We start from the raw sequence: 16,836 nt of genomic DNA, 5'->3' as shown, positions 1-16,836 counted from the left end.
GCTCAGGGGGCGGCGGGCCCGGCGGCTGCCGGTTCGGCGGCCCGGTCCACCGGCACACGCGGGCCGTCCAGGCCGGCCCGCCGGCGGGCCTCCCGGCGCGCCACCCAGCCGTAGCCGACCAGGCTCATCACCGCGAAGATCCACCACTGCCACACGTAGCCGAAGTTCTGCCAGTTGTTGGTGTGCCCGATCGGCACCGCCTGGAACGCCGGGTCGGCGGCCGGCGTCTGGCCGTCCAGCAGCACGTATCCGCCGGTCACCGGGTAGGGCAGTTGCTTCGCCAGGCGGGAGATGTCGATGCGGCGGGCCTCCAGCTTGCCGTCGCGGCGGGCCACCCCACCGCCGCCGCTCTCGCTGCCGACCACCCGGCCGGTGACGGTCACCTCGCCGGCCGGCGCCACCGGCACGGAGGGCTGGACGGTCGCGCCGGCGCCCGGGACGGGCGGGATCCAGCCGCGGTCGACGAGCACCGCGGTGCCGTCGGCGAGCACCAGCGGGGTGAGCACCTCGAAGCCGACCGTGTTGTCGACGGTCCGGCCGCGGATCAGGACGACGTTGGTGTTGTCGTAGCGGCCGGTGGCGGTGACCCGGCTCCAGGTGAGGCGCTCCGCCGGGGCCGGGCCCACGCTGCCCGGGCCACCGGTCGGCGCGGGCAGCGCGTTCCGCAGCGGCGCGGGCGTCATGGTGGCGCCGGCGTCGATCCGCTCGTTGACCGCCGTCCGCCCGTGGTAACGGTCCAGCTGCCAGTTGCCCAGGAACACCATCACCGCGGCGGCCACCAGGGTCAGCGCCAGGTAGCCCAGCCAGCGCGGGGTCAGCAGGAACCGGTACACGGTGGTCAAGGCTACCCGTATGAGCGGGGCCACTCGCGGTTGCCGGCGGTGATCGGGGCGGCGGGCGGCCGTCGTGGAGCGGACCGGACGGGTATGGTCACGCGGGCGGAAATCACCCGGAGGATCCAGGAGTCGAGAATGACCGACGTGCCGCGGGTCGTGCTGAGCGCGCCCTCCTCGGGGCACGGCACCGGTGCCCTCTCCCTCGGCCTGCTCGCGGCCCTCGCCGACCGGGGGCTTGCGGTGGCCGGGTTCAAGGTCGGCCCGGACCAGGTGGACGCGGCGTACCTCGGGCTGGCCGCCGGCCGGCCGGGGCGCACGCTGGACCCGCGGCTGGTCGGTCCGGAGCGGGTCGGCCCGCTCTTCGCACACGGTGCGGCCGGGGCCGGGCTCGCGCTGGTGCAGGGCACCATGGGGCTGTACGACTCGGTGGCCGGCCGGCCGGAGAGCGAGTCCACCGCCGCGGTCGCCACCGCGCTGCGCAGCCCGGTGGTGCTGGTGGTGGACGTGGCCGCGATGGGCCAGTCGGTGGCCGCGCTCGTGCACGGCTTCCGGGCGTACGACGAGCAGCTCTGGTTGGGCGGCGTGATCCTCAACCGGGTGGCCTCGCCCCGGCACGAGACGCTGCTGCGGGAGGCGCTGGACGACGTGGGGGTGCCGGTCTACGGCGCGCTGCGCCGGCACGAGCTGCCCCCGGTGCTGCCCGCCCGCCGGCACGGCGCCGCGCCGGTGGTGCGCGGCGACGCCGAGGCCGAGCGCGGGGTGCGTCGGCTCGGTGAGGCGGTGGCCGCCACCGTCGACCTCGACCGGCTGCTCACGCTGGCCCGCTCCGCCCCCGCGCTCACCGTCGAGCCCTGGTCGCCCGACCCGGCGGACGGGCCGTCGGACGCCGCGGAGCGGCCGGTGGTCGCGCTGGCCGGTGGCCCGGCCGGCAGCTACAGCCATCCGGAGACCGTCGAGCTGCTGCGCGCCGCCGGCGCCGAGGTGGTCACGCTCGATCCGCTGCGCGACGAGGCGCTGCCCGCCGGGGCCCGCGCGCTGGTCGTCGGCGGCGCGCTCCCGGAGACGTACGCGGAGCAACTCTCCGCCAATCGCCGGCTCTGCATCGCGGTGGCCGAGCTGGCCCGCTCCGGACGGCCGGTGGTCGCCGAGGGGGCCGGCCTGCTGTGGCTGGCCCGTGAGCTGGACGGTCTGCCCATGTGCGGGGTGCTCGACGCGGTCGGCACGGTCCGGGACGGCCTGGTGGTCGGCTACCGGGAGGCCACCGCGGTCACCGGCAGCGTGGTGGCCCCGGCCGGCGTGACGGTGACCGGGCACAAGCAACACGCGGCGGTGCTCACGCCGCGGGCCGGTGACCGGCCGGCCTGGCAGTGGGGCGGGGGCACGCCGGAGGGCTTCGTCCGCCACGGGGTGCACGCCTCGCAGCTCGTGCCGCACTGGGCCGCGCTTCCCGGTGTCGCCGAGCGGCTGGTGGCCGCCGCCCGGGCGTCCGTGGCGGCTCCGGCGTGATCGGTCAGGTGGCGGTACGCCGGTTCCCGGCGCTGACCGTCTCCACTCCGCGGATCGAGGTGCGCCGGCTGGTCGCGGTGGACGCGGAGGCGGTGGACGAGGTGTTCGCCGACCGGCAGACCCAGCGTTGGCTGCCGCTGGCCGAGGCGGCCGGGCAGATCGACGGGCGGGCCTGGTGCACCGAGCTGGCCCGGCAGCGGCGGGACAGCGGCGACGGTGACCACTGGGCGGTGGTGCGGCGGGAGGACCAGCGGGTGGTCGGCTGCCTCTGGACCCGGCGCACCGACTGGGGCGCCCGGCTCACCGAGGTGTCGTACGCGCTCGCGCCGCACGCCCGGGGCTTCGGCCTGGCGGTGGAGGCGGTGGACGCGGTGGCGATCGCGTTGATCCTGGAGCACGGCTTCCAGCGGGTGGAGCTGCGGGTGGCGCCGGGCAACGTCGCCTCCCGGCGGGTTGCCGAGAAGGCCGGCTTCAGCTACGAGGGCCTGCTCCGCAACGCGGGTTTCGTCCGGGGCGCCCGCGTCGACCTGGAACTGTGGTCCTTCGTAGCCGCCGACCTCCACTGAGCCCCCACCCGCCCCCGGCCCGCCTTCCGCGTCCCGCCCCGCCCGCCCGATGTCGATCAAGGAGTTCGCGTCGGGGATCGGGCGATCCCGGGGCGCAAACTCCTTGATCAACTAACCCGGGCGCACCCCCGGGCGGTCGGTGGGGCGGTCAGCCGACGATCTGGTCGGAGGGCGGGGTGAACTGGCGCGTCGGTTGGCCCTTCAGGGCGTCGCGCAGCGTCTCGGCGACCGCGTTCACCGGGATCTGGGACTGCCCGTCACCCACCGCGTTGAACGGGTTGTCCGGATCGGCGATGAAGCTCGCCGCGGCCAGCTCCGGGGTGTAGCCGACGAACCACGCCGACCGGGTGCTGTCCGTGGTGCCCGTCTTGCCGGCGACCGGCCGACCGACCGTCTTCCGTACGCTGTCCGCCGTCGACCAGCCGCCGCAGCTCCCCTTGGCCGGGGTGTCGCCGGTCGGGCAGCGGGCCGCGTCGGTGGCGGCCCGGGCCGCGTCCGCGTTGACCACCTGGCGGCACCGGGGCTTGGCCACCTCCCGCCGCACCCCGCCCGGCGTGGACCAGGTGGCCGGCGTGCCGTCCCGATTCATGATCGCGTTGACCGGGATCGCCTCGCAGTAGCGTCCGTCGGCGGCGACGGCCGCGTACGCGTTCGCCATCTCCAGCGGGGTGGCGTCGGAGACGCCGAGCGTGAACGCGCCCCACTTCCTCGCCTTGACCGGTGACGCCTGCTCCTTGTCCACGTCGGTACGCCAGCGCAGCCCGAGCTGTTCGGCCAGGCGCACCCCGGCGTCCGCGCCGACCTTCTCCTCCAACTGCACGAAGTAGGTGTTCACCGACTTGCCGAAGCCGGACCACATGGTCTGCCGGCCGGTCATCGCGCCGCTGGCGTTGGACGGCGCCCAGCCGTCGTAGATCGCCGACTGGTACCGGTAGGGCGAGTCGTACGCGGTGGACAGCGGCATCCCGGCGTTGAGCGCGGCGAGCATCGGGAACATCTTGAACGTGGAGCCGGCCTGGTAGCCGGGGAGCGTCCCGCCGCCGAGCAGCGGCGCCACCGTGTTCGGGTAGTTCGCCTTGACCTTCGGGCCGGCCTCCGGGTTCGAGCTGTTCGGGTTCTCGGCCAGGTCGAGCGAGTAGTTCCGGTTCACCGCCATCGCCTTGATCCGCCCGGTGCCGGGCTCGGCGACCACGATGCCGTTGGCGAACGGGCTGCCGGTGTTGTCCTTGGCGCCGACGTTCTTCTCGGCCGCCGCCTGCGTCTTCGGGTCGAGCGCGAGCACGATCCGGTAGCCGCCCCGACGCAGCTTGTCCATCCGTTCGAGGCGGTTCTCGCCGAACGCGGGCTGGGCGCTCCACCAGTTCTTCAGGTAGTCGCAGTAGAAGCCCCAGGCGCGGTGCGCACCGTCGATCGCGGCGCAGTCGTTCGGCGGGTCGGTCAGCTTCAGCTTGATCGGCTGGGCCTTGGCCGTGGCGGCGGCGTCCGGTGACAGGTAGCCGAGGCGGGCCATGTTGTCCAGCACGTAGTTGCGTCGGCCGGTGGCGTCCTTCTGGTCGGAGGTGATCGGGTCGTACTCGGAGGGGGACTTCACCAGCCCCGCGAGCGTGGCCGCCTCGACCGGGGTGAGCGTGGCCGGCGTCTTGGAGAAGAAGATCTGCGAGGCGGCGTAGATGCCGTACGCCCGGTGGCCGAAGTAGGCCGAGTTGAGGTAGCGCTCGAGGATCTGCTCCTTGCTCAGGTGCTTCTCGATGTCGAGCGCCATGCGCATCTCCTTGACCTTGCGCAGGCTGGTCTGCTGGGTGGCCTCCTGGACCTCCTTCGGCGTGCTCGCGCTGTCCCGCAGCGCCATCCGGACGTATTGCATGGTGAGCGTCGAGGCGCCCTGGGAGACGCCGCCGGAGCGGGCGTTGGAGACGAAGGCGCGCGCCACGCCCTTCGGGTCGACGCCGTGGTGCTGGTAGAAGCGGTTGTCCTCGGCGGCGACGATCGCCTGCTGGATGTTCGGCGACATGTTCTCGATCTTGGTGTACTGCCGGTACTCCTCGTAGAACATGGTCAGCACGGTCTTGCCGTCGGGCGCGTAGAGGTACGAGGTCTCGGCCGGCAGCGCGGTCTTGAGGATGTTCGTCTTCTGCTCCACGGCGTGCGCGGTGGCCTTCGCGCCGATGCCGGTGACGGCGGCCATCGGGTACAACGCGGCGGCGACGACGATGCCGGCGATCAGCCCGGCACGGAGAAGGGGCACGGCACGACCGGCGGACGCAAGGGGTCGGTTGCTCACGGGGTCAAGCTATGACATTTCCGATTCGGAAATGAGAAGAATTCATAAACGGGCGAGCCGTGACGCGACCCACGCCGGGATGCGCTGTCCCGGGACGCGGCTTCCCGGCAGGATCGCGGTCATGCCCGCACCTCCGCCCGCCGCCGCGCCCGTCGAACCCGACCTGGCACACCACGGGGACGCCGAGGCCACGCCCGGCCTGGTGGACCTGGCGGTCAACGTGCGCCGCGCCCCGATGCCCGACTGGCTGGCCGACCCGGTCACCGCCGCGCTGGGCGAGCTGGCCGCGTACCCGGACCCGGCCCCCGCCCGCGCCGCCGTCGGTCACCGGCACGGGCGACCCCCGGACGAGGTACTCCTCACCGCCGGCGCCGCCGAAGGCTTCGTGCTGATCGCCCGCGCGCTGCGCGACACCCGCCACCCGGTGGTGGTGCACCCGCAGTTCACCGAGCCGGAGGCCGCGCTGCGCGCCGCCGGTCACCGGGTGGACCGGGTGCTGCTCGACCCGGCCGACGGCTTCCGGCTCGACCCGGCCCGGGTGCCGGCCGACGCCGACCTGGTCATGGTCGGCAACCCCACCAACCCGACCTCGGTGCTGCACCCGGCGGACACGATCGCCGCGCTGGCCCGCCCCGGCCGGGTGCTGGTGGTCGACGAGGCGTTCGCCGACACCACCGTCTCGCCCGGCGTCGACGGCGAGCCGGAATCCCTCGCCGCCCGCCGCGACCTGCCCGGCCTCGTGGTGGTCCGCAGCCTCACCAAGACCTGGGGGCTGGCCGGGCTGCGGATCGGCTACCTGCTCGGCACCGCCGACCTGCTGGCCCGGTTCGCCGCCGCCCAGCCGCTCTGGGCCGTCTCCACGCCGGCGCTCGCCGCCGCCACCGCCTGCGCCGGGCCGGTCGCGGTCGCGGCCGAGCGCGCGATCGCCGCCGGGCTCGCCGCCGACCGCGAGCACCTGGTGGGCCGCCTGTCCGGCCTGCCCGGGGTACGCGTGGCGGGGCGTCCGTCCAGCGCCTTCGTCCTGATCCACACCCCCGGCGCCGCCGCGCTGCGGGAGCGGCTGCGCGAGCACGGCTGGGCGGTACGCCGGGGCGACACGTTCCCCGGGCTCGGCCCGGACTGGCTCCGGATCGCGGTACGCGACCGGGCCACCACCGACGCGTTCATCGAGACACTGGCACGGATCCTGGAGGCATGATGCTGGAGTCCACCGTCGCGGCGATCCGCCCGCTCGACGAGTCGGCCATGGCGGCGGCGCGCGAGCTGCAGGGCCGGCTGACCAAGCCCGCCGGCTCGCTCGGCGCCCTGGAGCCGCTCTCGGTACGCCTCACCGGGCTGGCCGGGACCTGTCCGCCGCCGCTGCCCGATCCGGCCGCGGTGGTGATCTTCGCGGGCGACCACGGGGTGCACGCCCAGGGGGTGACCCCGTGGCCGCAGGAGGTCACCGCCCAGATGATCGGCAACTTCCTGGCCGGCGGCGCGGTGGTCAACGCGTTCGCCCGGCAGGCCGGCGCCTCGGTCACCGTGGTCGACGTCGGTGTCGCCACCCCGCTCCCGATCGGCCCGTCCGCCGACCCGGCCGCGCTCGCCGCCGCCTCGGACGATCCGCTCGTCGACCCGGCCGCCTCGGACGGCCCGCCCACCGCCCCGGCGGTGCTCTCCGCCAGCCTGGTCGCGACGCCCGCCGACCCGGCCGGGCCGCGTCTGGTGGCGGCGAACGTGCGGGCCGGCACCCGGGACATGACGGTCACCGCGGCGCTCACCCGGGACGAGGCCCGGGCAGCGGTGGAGACCGGCATCCGGATCGCCGGCGAGCTGGTCGACGCCGGCGCCGGCATCCTGCTCACCGGCGACATGGGCATCGGCAACACCACGCCGGCCGCCGCGCTGGTCGCCGCGTTCACCGGCGTCGACGCGGCGGCGGCGACCGGTCGGGGCACCGGCGTGGACGACGAGACGTACGCCCGCAAGGTCGGCGTGGTGCGGGCCGCGCTGGAGCGGCACGCCCCCGATCCGGCCGACCCGCTGGGCGTCCTCGCGACGGTCGGCGGGCTGGAGCACGCCGCGCTGGCCGGGCTGATCCTCGGCGCCGCCGCGCGTCGGGTGCCGGTGCTCCTGGACGGCGTGATCGCGGTCAGCGCCGCGCTGGCCGCCGCCGCGTTCGCGCCGGACGCGGTGGGCGCCATGGTCGCCGGACACCGCAGCGCCGAGCCGGGCGCCACGGTGGCGCTGCGGCACCTCGGGCTGGAACCGCTTGTCGACCTGGGGCTGCGGCTCGGCGAGGGCACCGGCGCGCTGCTCGCGTTGCCGGTCGTCACCGGCGCGGTCCGGGTGCTGCACGAGGTGGCCACGTTCGACTCGGCCGGGGTGGCCGAGAAGTGAGCGGGCCGGCCCCGGAGGCGTCGCCCAGCCCGTACCCCCTTGGGTTGCGGTTGGCCGGTCGGCGCGTGGTCGTGGTGGGTGGGGGAGCGGTGGCCACCCGGCGGGTGCCCGCGCTGCTCGACGCCGGCGCGGACGTCCTGCTGGTCTCGCCGGAGCTGACGCCGGCGCTGCGTGCCCACGCCGACGCCGGGCGGCTGCGCTGGGAGCCGCGTCGCTTCGCCGTCGGTGACCTGGACGGTGCCTGGCTGGCGCACGTCGCGGTGGACGACCGGGCCGCCGCGGCGGCGGTGAGCGCCGCCGCGGCCGAGCGGCGGATCTTCTGCGTCCGGGCCGACGACCGGGTCGCGGCCAGCGCGTGGACGCCCGCGGTGACCCGGCACGGCCCGGTGACGGTGGCCGTGCTCGGCGGTGGCGACCCGCACCGCGCGAGGGCGGTCCGTGACGCCGTCCGCACCCTCCTGAGCGCAAGGACGGGCCCCCTGTTAACGGATTCGGTAGAGGAGAGGGACCCGCTTGACGCCCGCACCGCCAGCACCGCCGACGCCTCCGGTGCCGGCCGCGGTGGACGCGTGGCTCTGGTCGGGGCCGGGCCCGGCGATCCGGAGCTGATCACGGTGAAGGGCTGGCGGCTGCTCACCGAGGCCGAGGTGGTGGTCACCGACCGGCTCGTCCCCGGGCTGCTCCTGGACGAGTTGCGGCCGGACGTCGAGCTGGTCGACGCGTCGAAGATCCCGTACGGGCCGTCGCGCGCCCAGGAGGAGATCAACCGGATCCTGGTGGACCGCGCCCGGGCCGGCAAGGTGGTGGTCCGGCTCAAGGGCGGCGACCCGTACGTCTTCGGGCGCGGTGGCGAGGAGTTGCTTGCCTGCGCCGAGGCGGGGGTGCCGGTGACCGTGGTACCGGGGGTGACCAGCGCGATCGCGGTGCCCGGGGTGGCCGGGGTGCCGGTGACCCACCGGGCGGTGGCGCACGAGTTCACCGTGGTGTCCGGGCACGTCGCGCCGGACTCGCCGGCATCGCTGGTGAGCTGGGAGTCGCTGGCCGGTCTGCGGGGCACGCTGGTGGTCCTGATGGGCCTGAAGAACCTGGCGGCGATCGCGGCGACGCTGATCGCGCACGGCAGACCGCCGACCACCCCGGCGGCGGTGATCCAGGAGGGCACCACCGCCACCCAGCGCACTCTCCGCTCGACTCTCGGCGCGGTGGCCGCCGACGTCACCGCCGCCGGCCTCCGCCCACCCGCCATCGTGGTCATCGGCGACGTCGTCAACGCCCTGACGACCCCCTGACCCCCTGGGGTGGATGGGGTGGGGTGGGGGATGTGGGGCGGCCCGGGACCGTGGGGTCCCGGGCCGCGTCAGAGGTGGTCGGGTTACTGCTTGAGCATGTTGTCCAGGAGCAGGGCGCAGCGGATCAGGCCGAGGTGGCTGTACGCCTGGGGGTGGTTGCCCAGGCCCCGCTCGGCCAGCGGGTCGTACTGCTCGGGGAGCAGGCCGGTGGGGCCGGCCGTGTCGATCATCTGGGTGAACAGCTCCTCGGCGTCGGTGCGGCGGCCGGTGCGCAGGTACGCCTCGATCAGCCACGCCGTGCAGATGTGGAAGCCGCCCTCCCGGCCGGGCAGGCCGTCGTCCCAGTGGTAGCGGTAGACCACCGGGCCGCTGCGCAGGTCCGCCTCGATCTTGAGCACGGTGGAGAGGAACCGCGGGTCGTCACCGGGGAGCAGCCCGGACAGGCCGATCCAGAGCGACGAGGCGTCCATCTCGTCGTGCCCGTACGCGACGCTGTACGCCTCGGCCTCCGGATGCCAGCCCTCGTCCAGCACGTTGGCCCCGATCCGGTCGCGCAGGTCGACCCACTCCGGCCGGTCCTGGCCGCCGTGCTGCCGCACCACGTGCAGCGCCCGGTCGACGGTCATCCAGAGCATGACCTTGGAGAACACGTGGTGCCGGGGTGGGAGGCGGGCCTCCCAGATGCCGTGGTCGGGCTCGTGCCAGCGGCGGCGTACCGCCTCGACCATGTTCTCCAGCACCCGCCACTCGTCCTCGCGGACCGAGCCCCGGGCGTCGGCCACCGCGGCGATCAGATCCGCCACCGGGCCGAACACGTCGAGCTGGAGCTGGTGGTTGGCCAGGTTGCCCACCCGCACCGGCCGGGAGCCGGCGTAGCCGGGCAGCGTGTCGATGACCGCCTCGGCGCCCAACTCGTAGCCGTCGACGGTGTAGAGCGGGTGCAGCCGCTCCGGGTGCCCGCCGGTGCGCTCCACCACGCCGTCGATCCAGCGCAGCAGCCCCTCGGCCTCCTCGGTGGAGCCGAGGTCGACGAGTGACCGCGCGGTCATCGCCGCGTCCCGCAGCCAGCAGTAGCGGTAGTCCCAGTTGCGGACGCCGCCCAGCTCCTCGGGGAGCGAGGTGGTCGCCGCGGCGAGGATCGAACCGGTCGGCTCGTGGGTGAGGCCGCGCAGGGTCAGCGCGCTGCGGGCGACCAGGTCCCGGGCGGTGGTGGGCAGCCGCAGCGAGGCCACCCAGTCCTTCCAGGGCTGCTCGGCGGCGGCCTGCCGCTCGTGCACCGGCACCCGGTGCGGCTCCAGGCTCTGCGTGCCGAAGCGCAGCTCCAGCACCACCTGCCCGCCGGCGGCGGAGAGGTCCACCACCGCCTTCGCGGTCTCGTACCCGGCGTCGTTGGTGACCTCCCACTCGACGCCGGGGGAGTGCAGCGCGACCGGCTCGTTGGAGCCGAGCACCAACAGCCCGTCGTCGAGCGGCTGGAGCTGCACCGCCACCTGCCCGAACTCGGGGCGCGGGGCGAACTCGACGCGGGCCCGTCCGGTGCCGCTGAGCACCCGGACCAGGGTCGAGTCGCCGCTGACCACGGCCGGGTCGTCAGGTGTGGTCTCCCGGACCGGCAGGTCCAGCCAGTCGGTGACGGTCAGGCCGGACCAGCGGGTCTCCACCGTCATGGTGTTGCTGCGGTAGCGCTGGCCCAGCGGGATGCCGCCGCGCTCCGGGCCGATGGTGAAGTGCCCGGCCGGGCTGCCACCCACCAGGTCGGCGAAGATCGCCGCCGAGTCCGGCTTCGGGTGGCACAGCCAGGTGATCTTGGCTTCCGGTGTGACGAGCGCGACCGTACGCCCGTTGGCGAGCATCGAGTGCCGCTCGATCGGCACCGCCCGCTCCCCGAAGAGCCAGTGCCGCCGGGTCTCCAGCAGCAGGCCGAGCGCGCGGGCCGCCTCGATCGGCTCGGCCACCCGGTAGTCGGCCTGGGTGTCGCCAGGGCCGATCTTGATGCCGACGTCCGGCCCGTGCAGGTTGCCGAACGCGTTCTCGTCGGTGACGTCGTCGCCGATGAAGAGCACCGCACCGGCCGCGAGCTGGGTCCGGAGCTGGTCGACCGCGGTGCCCTTGTGGGTGGCCACCACCGACAGCTCGATGACCTCCTTGCCCTGGGTGACGGTGACGCCGTCCCAGGTGGCGGGGCCGCCGCGGACCGCGTCCACGGCGGCGGCGGCGACCTGCGGGTCGACCCCCCGCGTGTGCACGGCGACGCTGGCCGGCTTGCGTTCCAGCCGGACGCCCGGGTGGGCCGCGGCGATCTCGCGCAGTTCCTGGCGGAGCCGGTGCCGGACCGCGATCAGCTCCGGGCTGAGCCGCTCGACGAAGCCGATGTCGAACTCGGAGCCGTGGCTGCCGACCAGGTGCACCTCACTCGGCAGCCGGGAGAGGGTGGCCAGGTCGCGCAGCGCGCGCCCGGAGACCACCGCGACGCTGGTCTGCGGCAGCGAGGCCAGCGCGCGGATCGCGGCCACCGACTCGGGCAGCGGTACGGCCCTGGTCGGATCCTCGACGATCGGCGCCAGTGTGCCGTCGTAGTCGCAGGCGATCAGGAGTTGGGGAGTCCGGGCGATGCGGCCGATGGCGGCACGCAGTTCCGGGTCGAGCACGCCACCGGAGGAGGTGGCGGCAGCGGGCGGGGTCACGCAGCCTCCGTATCGGGGACACCGAGCTCGCTGAGGAACGACTTGGCCCAGTGGCCGACATCGTGGCTGCGCAGATGGCGCTGCATGACGCGCATCCGGCGGCGGGCTTCGGGTTTTTCGACGTGCACGGCCCGGAGCAACGCGTCCTTCACCGCGTCCGGGTCATGCGGATTACACAGGAACGCCTGGCGCAGCTCGGTGGCGGCGCCGGCGAACTCACTGAGCACGAGCGCGCCGCCCTGGTCGGCGCGCGATGCGACGTACTCCTTGGCCACCAGATTCATTCCGTCTCGCAGCGGGGTCACCATCATCACGTCGGCGGCGACGTACATCGCCGCCAACTCGGAGCGACTGTACGACTGATGCAGATAATGAACAGCCGGCACGCCGACCCGGCCGAATTCACCATTGATCCGGCCAACCTCGCGTTCCACCTTCACCCGAAGTGCCTGGTAGTGCTCCACGCGCTCGCGGCTGGGCGTGGCGACCTGCACCATAACCGCGTCCGGAACTGTCAACTTTCCGTCAGCAAGGAGTTCCCGGAAGGCCTTGAGTCGAAGCTCGATGCCCTTGGTGTAGTCGAGCCGGTCGACGCCCAGGATGATCGTCTTGGGGTTGCCCAGCTCCTCGCGGATCTGCTTGGCCCGGGCCTGGATCGTCGGGTCCTCGGCCAGCCGTTCCATCTCCCTGGTCTCGATCGAGATGGGGAACGCGCCGGCCTTCACCTGCCGGCCGTCGACCTGGATCATCTGCCCCTCGTAGCGCAGGCCGAGCAGGTGCCGGGCCAGCCGGACGAAGTTCTGCGCCGCCAGCCGCTGCTGGAAACCGACCAGGTCGGCGCCGAGCAGGCCGCGCAGGATCTCGGCGCGGAACGGCATCTGCATGAACAGCTCGATCGGCGGGAACGGGATGTGCAGGAAGAACCCGATCTTCAGGTCGGGGCGCAGCTCGCGCAGCATCGCCGGGACGAGCTGGAGCTGGTAGTCCTGGACCCAGACCGTGGCGCCCTCGGCCGCCACGTCCGCCGCGGCCTCCGCGAACCGGGCGTTCACCAACCGGTACGCCTCGCGCCAGCGCCGCTTGTAGGCGGGCGTCTCGACGGCGTCGTGGTAGAGCGGCCAGATCGTCGCGTTGGACTGGCCCTCGTAGTAGCGCTCCAGTTCCTCGGCGCTCAGCGGCACCGGGTGCAGCCGGATGCCCTCCAGGTCGAACGGCTCGGGCGCGGCGCCGGTGCCGCCGGCCCACCCGACCCAGGTGCCCTGGTGCTCGGCGAGCACCGGGTGCAGCGCGGTCACCAGGCCGCCGGGGCTGCGCCGCCACTGCCGTCCCTCGGGTGTGCTCACCTCGTCGACCGGCAGTCGGTTGGCCACTACGACAAAGGAGCTACGGACGGTCACGATCGGCCACCTCCGGGTACTGACGGGTCCACCGCGATGAGCGTACTGAGCGTAGCTGCGGCGTCTGATCCCCCGTGCCGGAGTCCACTACCCGCCCCCGGAACCGCCGAACCCTGCCCGTGATCTTGTCGACACCCGGCTCAGAGGTCGATGACCGGCCATTCCTTCGGCAGCACCTCGCCGAGCAGCTCCCGCCGGTCCGTCATGATCGGTGTGGTGGCCCGAGCGGCCTCCAGCGCCGTCTGGGCCAGGTCCATGCTGCCCAGCGTGCGCGACCAGCCGCCGAGGAACATGCACATGTCGTGGGCGACCGGGGCGACCACCACTTGGTCGAGGTCGCCCAGAATGTCCAGCAGGCGCCACCCGTCGGTGGTCACCCGGCGGTACGCCTCGGCCAGGCAGAGCGCGGGCACGAGCACGGACTGCCCTCGGTCCGCCACCTGGACGATCTGCTCGCCGACCGTCTCGGCGCCCTCGGAATAGGCCAGCAGGCACGCGGTGTCGAGCACCAGCCCGGGGTCAGCCACCGACGGTCAACCGGCCACGGGACGACTCGCTCAGCAGCGCCGCCGCCCGGGCGCGCAGTTCCGGCGTGATCGCTGCCTGGGCCTCGTCGAGCGTGCGTCCCGCCTCGGCCAGCCGGTCCTCGGCGAGTCGGAAGCCGACCTGTCGCAGGGCCCGACGGGTGCGTTCCCCGGCCATCCGCTGCCGCACGCTCTCCGTGACAAAGGCGGAGACGTTGGGTTCCTCCGCCAGTCGAGCCGCGACGTCGTCCGGGACGCTGATCGCGATCTTCTTGGTCATACCGGTAAGGCTATCCAGTGGTATCGAGGGGTGCAATGCGCCACGCCGTACCAGGGCTGGGGTGGGGTGATGTGGGCGCGGCCGCCCGTACCTGTCAGGATTGACGGCGGCGTGCGCACGGCCGGCTCCCGGCCGGCGGCGGCGGGCGGAGTCGAAGCCCGCGCCCCGCACCCCGCAAGCCCGCGATCGCAACCGACGGAGGTAGCCCGCACCGTGGCTCACTACATCTACGTCCTGGAGAAGGCACGCAAGGCGCACGGCGACAAGGTCGTGCTGGACAACGTGACGTTGAGCTTCCTGCCGGGTGCCAAGATCGGTGTGGTCGGCCCGAACGGCGCCGGCAAGTCCAGCCTGCTCAAGATCATGGCAGGGCTGGACCGGCCGAGCAACGGCGAGGCCCGGCTCATGCCCGGCTTCACCGTCGGCATGCTGGCGCAGGAGCCGCCGCTGAACGACGCCAAGACCGTCCTGGGCAACGTCGAGGAGGCGGTCGCCGAGACCAAGTCGAAGCTGGAGCGGTTCAACAAGATCGCCGAGCAGATGGCGACCGACTACTCCGACGAGCTGATGGAGGAGATGGGCAAGCTCCAGGAGGAGCTGGACAACGCCGACGCGTGGGACATCGACTCCAAGCTCGAACTGGCCATGGACGCGCTGCGCTGCCCGCCGCCGGACGCCGACGTGACCCAGCTCTCCGGTGGTGAGCGCCGCCGGGTGGCGCTGTGCAAGCTGCTGCTGGAGGCGCCCGACCTGCTGCTGCTCGACGAGCCCACCAACCACCTGGACGCGGAGAGCGTGCAGTGGCTGGAGCAGCACCTGGCCAAGTACGCCGGCACCGTCCTGGCCATCACCCACGACCGGTACTTCCTCGACAACGTGGCCGGCTGGATCCTGGAGCTGGACCGCGGCCGGGCCATCGGCTACGAGGGCAACTACTCCACCTACCTGGAGAAGAAGGCCGCCCGGCTCTCCGTCGAGGGTCGTCGCGACGCCAAGATGCGCAAGCGCCTCACCGAGGAGCTGGACTGGGTCCGGTCGAACGCCAAGGCGCGGCAGACCAAGTCCAAGGCCCGCCTCGACCGGTACGACGAGATGGCCGCCGAGGCGGAGAAGACCCGCAAGCTGGACTTCGAGGAGATCCAGATCCCGCCGGGCCCGCGCCTGGGCAGCACCGTCATCGAGGCGCACAACCTGACCAAGGGCTTCGGCGACCGGGTGCTGATCGACAACCTGTCGTTCTCGCTGCCGCGCAACGGCATCGTCGGCATCATCGGCCCGAACGGCGTCGGCAAGACCACGCTGTTCAAGACCATCGTCGGGCTGGAGCAGCCGACGGGCGGCGAGGTCAAGGTCGGACCGACCGTCTCGCTGTCGTACGTCGACCAGAACCGGCAGGGCCTCGACGGGGACAAGACCGTCTGGGAGGTCGTCTCCGACGGGCTGGACCACCTCATGGTGGGCAAGGTCGAGATGCCGTCCCGGGCGTACATCGCCGCGTTCGGCTTCAAGGGGCCGGACCAGCAGAAGCCCACCAAGGTGCTCTCCGGCGGCGAGCGCAACCGGCTCAACCTGGCGCTGACGCTGAAGATCGGCGGCAACGTCATCCTGCTCGACGAGCCGACCAACGACCTGGACGTGGAGACGCTCTCCAGCCTGGAGAACGCGCTGCTGGAGTTCCCCGGCTGCGCCGTGGTCATCTCCCACGACCGGATGTTCCTGGACCGGGTCGCCACGCACATCCTGGCCTGGGAGGGCGACGACGCGAACCCGGCCAGGTGGTTCTGGTTCGAGGGCAACTTCGAGGCGTACGAGAAGAACAAGATCGACCGGCTGGGCGCCGACGCGGCCCGGCCGCACCGGGTGACCTACCGCAAGCTCACCCGTGACTGACCGGTTCGTCTACCACTGCGCGCTGCGCTGGTCCGACCTGGACGCGTACGGCCACGTCAACAACGCCCGCTTCCTCACGCTGTACGAGGAGGCCCGGGTGGCGATGATGTTCGCCGGCGGCCGGGCGTGGGGCGTCGACTCGTTCGCCGACGGGGTGGTCATCCGCCGGCACGAGGTCGACTACCTGCGCCCGGTCGACTACGCGCTCGGCCGGGCCAGCGCGGAGGCGGCGCCGACGGTGCGGATCGAGCTGTGGGTCGACGAGATCCGGGCCGCCTCCTTCTCGGTCGCGTACGAGCTGTACGACGGTGACACGCTGGCCGGCACCGCCCGGTCGGTGCTGGTCCCGTTCGATCTGTCCACCCAGCGCCCGCGCCGGATCTCCGCCGACGAGCGGGTGTTCCTGCTCCGCCACGCCCCCGGGCTGACCGGATGACCGGGACGACGGGCGGGCACGGGTTGACCGGGGTGGCCGACGCCGGCGCGTTCCTCGCCCGGCTGGTCCGGCTCGACCCGGCCGTCCTGGTCCGGCTCCGTCCGGTGCCCGGCGCCGGCCGTACCGCCCTCTGGGCCCGCCTGCCGTGGGGGGTGCTCGTGGTGCGTACCGTGCCCGGGGACGCGCCCGGCGACGTCACGGTCGCCGCCGCGGACCTGTTGGCCGAACTCTCCGCCGGGGGCGCGGGGTTGCCGCGGCGACGCGACGACGGCTGGCGCTGGCCGCTGCCGCCACCGGTCAGCCGCCCGGTCGAGCTGCTCCCCGGCGCGGAGCTGCGCCGGATCGCGGACGCGGCGGCCGGGACGCTGCGCGAGGCGGCCACCCACGGGGTGGCGGGCCGGGCGGTCGGCCAGCGGGTGCTGCGGGACGCGCTGCTGGACCACGTCGCGGTGGTGGTGACCCCGGACGGCGAGCCGGGCGCGCCGGTGGAGGTGTCGCAGCGGCTGGTGCAGGGCGTGGTGCGGCTCGGCTTCCTCGGCACCGGCGCCGGCGACGTTCAGGTGCGGGTGGCCGGCCACTGGGTCGGGCTGGTCGGCCCGTACGGGGCGGCATGGTCGCGGACGGTCGCCGACCTTGCACTCACGCCTACCCGGGTTCATCCGAACGGATGACCCGGCATCATTCTTCCGGGCTGGGGCGGCCGGTGGGGGGATGCCTCCTGCCGGCTGTCCGGGTACCGTCCATCCTCGGATCCAACGCACCGTA

The 16,836-nt window shown here is 73.7% G+C and carries 14 protein-coding genes; 8 read left to right on the top strand and 6 right to left on the bottom strand.

Features of this window, described 5'->3' with window-relative positions; translation table 11 throughout:
• Positions 1-2: 2 nt before the first annotated feature.
• The gene (locus TPA0908_RS11840; RefSeq protein ID WP_281937395.1) at positions 3-833 is read right to left on the bottom strand and encodes an SURF1 family cytochrome oxidase biogenesis protein; all 831 of its coding nucleotides are present in this window, start codon (positions 831-833) and stop codon (positions 3-5) included.
• A 138-nt stretch (positions 834-971) separates the two neighbouring features.
• Between TPA0908_RS11840 and TPA0908_RS11835 the strand changes: the two genes are divergently transcribed.
• Both TPA0908_RS11835 and TPA0908_RS11830 read left to right on the top strand, forming a co-directional pair.
• The gene (locus tag TPA0908_RS11835) at positions 972-2,342 is read left to right on the top strand and encodes a cobyrinate a,c-diamide synthase (protein ID WP_281937392.1); all 1,371 of its coding nucleotides are present in this window, start codon (positions 972-974) and stop codon (positions 2,340-2,342) included.
• Positions 2,339-2,908, top strand: coding sequence for a GNAT family N-acetyltransferase (locus tag TPA0908_RS11830; RefSeq protein WP_281937391.1), 570 nt, complete (start codon positions 2,339-2,341; stop codon positions 2,906-2,908). The genes TPA0908_RS11835 and TPA0908_RS11830 overlap by 4 nt, the downstream gene beginning before the upstream one ends.
• Positions 2,909-3,056: 148 nt before the next feature.
• On the opposite strand, the gene TPA0908_RS11825 is transcribed toward TPA0908_RS11830, so the two are convergent.
• A complete protein-coding gene (locus TPA0908_RS11825) occupies positions 3,057-5,189 on the bottom strand; it encodes a transglycosylase domain-containing protein (RefSeq protein ID WP_281937389.1) in 2,133 nt (710 codons plus the stop codon).
• A 121-nt stretch (positions 5,190-5,310) separates the two neighbouring features.
• Between TPA0908_RS11825 and cobC the strand changes: the two genes are divergently transcribed.
• Genes cobC through cobA form a run of 3 tightly spaced genes read left to right on the top strand, consistent with a single transcriptional unit; the run spans position 5,311 to position 8,860 of the window.
• Positions 5,311-6,387 carry an Rv2231c family pyridoxal phosphate-dependent protein CobC gene (gene cobC / locus TPA0908_RS11820; protein ID WP_281937380.1) on the top strand — a complete coding sequence of 359 codons (1,077 nt, stop codon included), beginning with the start codon at positions 5,311-5,313 and terminating at the stop codon, positions 6,385-6,387.
• Positions 6,387-7,571 carry a nicotinate-nucleotide--dimethylbenzimidazole phosphoribosyltransferase gene (locus tag TPA0908_RS11815; protein ID WP_281938556.1) on the top strand — a complete coding sequence of 395 codons (1,185 nt, stop codon included), beginning with the start codon at positions 6,387-6,389 and terminating at the stop codon, positions 7,569-7,571. Before cobC ends, TPA0908_RS11815 begins: the two co-directional genes overlap by 1 nt.
• Positions 7,568-8,860, top strand: a complete 1,293-nt coding sequence (gene cobA, locus TPA0908_RS11810; RefSeq protein WP_281937378.1) for a uroporphyrinogen-III C-methyltransferase — start codon at positions 7,568-7,570, stop codon at positions 8,858-8,860. Before TPA0908_RS11815 ends, cobA begins: the two co-directional genes overlap by 4 nt.
• A gap of 83 nt (positions 8,861-8,943) precedes the next feature.
• Here cobA and otsB read toward each other — a convergent pair whose 3' ends face one another.
• The 4 genes from otsB to TPA0908_RS11790 all read right to left on the bottom strand — a co-directional run bounded on the left by otsB (position 8,944) and on the right by TPA0908_RS11790 (position 13,745).
• Positions 8,944-11,544, bottom strand: a complete 2,601-nt coding sequence (otsB, locus tag TPA0908_RS11805) for a trehalose-phosphatase (protein WP_281937376.1) — start codon at positions 11,542-11,544, stop codon at positions 8,944-8,946.
• Positions 11,541-12,941, bottom strand: a complete 1,401-nt coding sequence (locus tag TPA0908_RS11800; protein ID WP_107155943.1) for an alpha,alpha-trehalose-phosphate synthase (UDP-forming) — start codon at positions 12,939-12,941, stop codon at positions 11,541-11,543. The genes otsB and TPA0908_RS11800 overlap by 4 nt, the downstream gene beginning before the upstream one ends.
• Positions 12,942-13,081: 140 nt before the next feature.
• The gene (locus TPA0908_RS11795) at positions 13,082-13,468 is read right to left on the bottom strand and encodes a hypothetical protein (protein WP_281937373.1); all 387 of its coding nucleotides are present in this window, start codon (positions 13,466-13,468) and stop codon (positions 13,082-13,084) included.
• Entirely contained in the window at positions 13,461-13,745 is a 285-nt protein-coding gene (locus TPA0908_RS11790; RefSeq protein WP_281937371.1) for a hypothetical protein, read from the bottom strand. The genes TPA0908_RS11795 and TPA0908_RS11790 overlap by 8 nt, the downstream gene beginning before the upstream one ends.
• 213 nt (positions 13,746-13,958) lie before the next feature.
• On the opposite strand from TPA0908_RS11790, the gene ettA reads away from it, so the two are divergent.
• The 3 genes from ettA to TPA0908_RS11775 are packed head-to-tail and all read left to right on the top strand — an operon-like array spanning position 13,959 to position 16,742.
• Positions 13,959-15,635, top strand: coding sequence for an energy-dependent translational throttle protein EttA (ettA, locus tag TPA0908_RS11785; RefSeq protein WP_281937369.1), 1,677 nt, complete (start codon positions 13,959-13,961; stop codon positions 15,633-15,635).
• Positions 15,628-16,071 (top strand): acyl-CoA thioesterase, encoded by a 444-nt coding sequence (locus TPA0908_RS11780; protein WP_107155939.1) that lies wholly within the window; start codon positions 15,628-15,630, stop codon positions 16,069-16,071. The genes ettA and TPA0908_RS11780 overlap by 8 nt, the downstream gene beginning before the upstream one ends.
• Positions 16,068-16,742 carry a hypothetical protein gene (locus tag TPA0908_RS11775; RefSeq protein ID WP_281937368.1) on the top strand — a complete coding sequence of 225 codons (675 nt, stop codon included), beginning with the start codon at positions 16,068-16,070 and terminating at the stop codon, positions 16,740-16,742. Before TPA0908_RS11780 ends, TPA0908_RS11775 begins: the two co-directional genes overlap by 4 nt.
• Positions 16,743-16,836 lie beyond the last annotated feature (94 nt).

The organism is Micromonospora sp. AKA38 (genome assembly GCF_027925725.1).
GTDB lineage: Bacteria > Actinomycetota > Actinomycetes > Mycobacteriales > Micromonosporaceae > Micromonospora.
This window is presented reverse-complemented; position numbering and strand designations above follow the sequence as displayed.

Bases quoted from the DNA above. Each gene is read 5' to 3' on its own strand.
- TPA0908_RS11815 (WP_281938556.1), top strand. From the start codon at position 6,387: ATGCTGGAGTCCACCGTCGCGGCGATCCGCCCGCTCGACGAGTCGGCC.
- cobC (WP_281937380.1), top strand. From the start codon at position 5,311: ATGCCCGCACCTCCGCCCGCCGCCGCGCCCGTCGAACCCGACCTGGCA.
- TPA0908_RS11775 (WP_281937368.1), top strand. From the start codon at position 16,068: ATGACCGGGACGACGGGCGGGCACGGGTTGACCGGGGTGGCCGACGCC.
- TPA0908_RS11835 (WP_281937392.1), top strand. From the start codon at position 972: ATGACCGACGTGCCGCGGGTCGTGCTGAGCGCGCCCTCCTCGGGGCAC.
- TPA0908_RS11790 (WP_281937371.1), bottom strand. From the start codon at position 13,745: ATGACCAAGAAGATCGCGATCAGCGTCCCGGACGACGTCGCGGCTCGA.